3 protein-coding genes are annotated in these 2,769 nt (G+C 54.4%); 1 reads left to right on the top strand and 2 read right to left on the bottom strand.

Going from position 1 to position 2,769, the window contains the following annotated elements; translation table 11 throughout:
* Window positions 1-157 precede the first annotated feature (157 nt).
* Complete coding sequence (locus QZ326_RS12645; RefSeq protein ID WP_295745851.1) at window positions 158-673, bottom strand: tripartite tricarboxylate transporter TctB family protein; 516 nt, start codon at window positions 671-673, stop codon at window positions 158-160.
* Between the two features lie 89 nt (window positions 674-762).
* Window positions 763-1,725: a tripartite tricarboxylate transporter substrate-binding protein gene (locus QZ326_RS12650; RefSeq protein ID WP_295745855.1), complete on the bottom strand. Its 963-nt coding sequence runs from the start codon at window positions 1,723-1,725 to the stop codon at window positions 763-765.
* Between the two features lie 552 nt (window positions 1,726-2,277).
* Here QZ326_RS12650 and QZ326_RS12655 point away from each other — a divergent pair.
* Window positions 2,278-2,769: PfkB family carbohydrate kinase (locus QZ326_RS12655; RefSeq protein WP_295745858.1), on the top strand; the 492-nt coding region annotated here is incomplete at its 3' end.

The following is a 2,769-nucleotide window of genomic DNA, read 5'->3' on the forward strand; positions in this document are numbered from 1 at the left end:
GCAGGAACAGAATCACGCACAGGATGACGCTCAGTCCGGGGATGGCCGCGAAAACCGAACCGATAAACACGCCGATGTTGATCCACAGGATGTTTTCCAAGGTAAACAGCAGGCCGGTGGCCGGGGCAATGTACTGTAACATAAGCAGCCTCCCTCCTTAAAAGTCCACGCCCAGGATAAAGCGGAAGGCCGCCCAGATGGCCACCGCGATCACCAGGGTGATGACATAGTAGGATTTTTTCCGGCATCGGAAATAGAGCAGGAAGCCCAGGCAGCAGAAGACCGCTCCTACCACGAACAGGCCGGTCCACTTGCTGAGGAAATAGGTGCCCAGCAAAATGCCCAGGATTGCCAGCGCCTTGGCTTCCACCTGAATGTTGATGACCTTCCAATTCAAGGGCTGCTTTGTGGCCAGCTTATAGAGCTCCTTGCCAATCAGCATGGCGCAGCACAAAAGCATGACCGTCATCAGCAGGGTGGGAAACGCCCGGCCGTTGACCACGTCCTTCTCGGAAACCGCCACCTGGTCCGGCATGACCAGCAGGATTGCCAGGGCAAAGAGCGCGAACGCCAGGCCGGTAACCAGGTCAATGGGGATGCGGATTTCTTTTTCGTGCAGCTTCCGGCCCCAGGCGTCCATACGGCCGTTAAACTGCTCTACCCATTGCTTCATAGGGGTCCTCCTTTCAAAATTCAGAGAATAAAAAGGGGGAATGGGCGGGACCTCTGCCCTATCCCATTCCCCCGTATGGATCGCTGCGATCAGCCCGCGACGATGTCCTTATATTCGTTGACGATGCTCTTCACGTTTTCCACATGGGCTTCCACGTCCGCAACGGACATGGTATCCACTTCCAGCAGCATGGTGTCCTGGAGCCACTCCACGACCTCTGCATCCGCCAGAATCTTGCCGTAGAGCTCTTTCAGCTCGGCGACTTTCTTCTCGTCGGTGCCGGCCCGGGCCATGACGAAGCAGCGGTTGCGGAAGTAGGGATAGCCATGCTGGCCCACGCCCTCTACGCCGGCAAAGGGGCCGTTTTCAATGTTGCCCTCGTCAAAGGCGCAGACAACAGTTACGCCCTTTTGCTGGTAGGTCTCCAGAATCTGGGACTGGTGGGAAACGGCGAACTGGGTCTCGCCCCGGGCCACGGCCTGGGCGGCCTCGGCGGCGGACTGATAGGGCGTCAGCTTCAGCTTGTCGCCCGCGCCCATGGCGCCGAACAGGGACGCGGCCAGGAAGGCCTCGGAGCCGGTGGCGCCGTTGACCGCCACGCTGATCTCCGTCCCCTGCTGGACATAGGCCTCCAGATCGGCCACGCTGCTGATGTTCAGCTTGGCGTCGGCGGAGAGGACGAAGATGGAGGAATACAGGTTCTCCACAAACACAAAGTCCTCATAGCCGAACTGCATCTTGGCCGGGTCCAGGATGGAGGTGATGGACAGCAGGCCCTCGCCCACGAAGACCAGCTCGGTATCGTTGGCCTTGGTGTCGGCCACCCAGGTATTTACGGTGGCGGCGTCGCCCTTGATGGCCTCGGCCACCAGGGTGATGGAGTCGGAATAGCTGGTGGACTTGGTTGCCGCCTGCTGGCTCACCATGGCGGCTACGCCGGAGGGCGCCCAGGGGCAGGTGACCTTCCAGGTTGCGGACTTCTGGCCGCAGCCCGCCAGCAGGGCCGCGCACATGGCGGCAAGCAGTGCAATGCTAAGAATTCTTCTTTTCATGATCTCGCTCCTTTTCCATAATTAGTCAGATGTGGTCCCGGTTATCTTCCAGCATCTGTATAATGAGAATGTAACATAAAGCTTTTTCTGATTCAACAACTTTTGGGAAAATTTTAATGAAGTTGTCTGGTTATTGATCTAATTGTAGAAACCTGTCTGCCTATTGACGCATATTTTATGTATTCCATATAAATTTGCGGTATGGCCTGTTTTGTGATCCTGCTCTCACGGCGGCAATAAACAATGCGGTGAGCGCCTGCTCTTTGTTCATCATCTTTTTACTCATTTAATTACCGTGTCACAGGCAGAGAAACGTGCCGTGGAAGAGAATTCCTCCACGGCACAGCTTTTGCTTATACTCCCTTGTGGGCTCGTCATTATCGACAAAATGTTATCGTTGTATATTGTACAAACCGATGATTTTTAAGAAAAGTATTTACGAAAACATTTACCTGTGGCATACTCTGCGAGAAAGAATTTTCGGAAATCGTTTCCCGTGCAGGATAGCCGTATAATTCGCGCACTTTATTTATAGCAGGAGATGTGACTCTGATGAAAATTTTATCTCTGGGATCGTTAAACATTGACCTTGTCTATAGTGTTGACCACATCAATCTGGAGGGCGAGACGGTCTCTGCCAAAGAACTGGAAACAAAGCAGGGCGGGAAAGGCTTGAATCAGTCTGTAGCCTTGGCTCGGGCAGGGGCGGATGTCCTTATGGCCGGCTGTGTAGGATCAGACGGAAAAGAACTGCTGGAGACCTTGCGGGACTCCGGCGTGGATACTGCACTGATTCATAAGGTCGAAGAACCCAGCGGCCACGCCGTTATTCAGTTGGCCGATTCAGGAGCCAACTCGATCATTATCTACGGGGGGGCCAATTTGGAGATCACACCAAAGATGATCGATGAGGCCCTGGACCATTTCTGTCCCGGAGACTACATATTGCTCCAAAACGAGATCTCCAACGTAGATTATGCCATCCGGGCAGCTAAGACCCGAGGGTTGAATGTGGCGTTCAATCCCTCGCCCATCTCGAAAGAA

Source organism: uncultured Oscillibacter sp., from assembly GCF_910587525.1.
Taxonomy (GTDB): domain Bacteria; phylum Bacillota; class Clostridia; order Oscillospirales; family Oscillospiraceae; genus Oscillibacter.

Coding starts and splice junctions, on each gene's coding strand:
- QZ326_RS12650 (WP_295745855.1), bottom strand. CDS start 1,725: ATGAAAAGAAGAATTCTTAGCATTGCACTGCTTGCCGCCATGTGCGCG.
- QZ326_RS12645 (WP_295745851.1), bottom strand. CDS start 673: ATGAAGCAATGGGTAGAGCAGTTTAACGGCCGTATGGACGCCTGGGGC.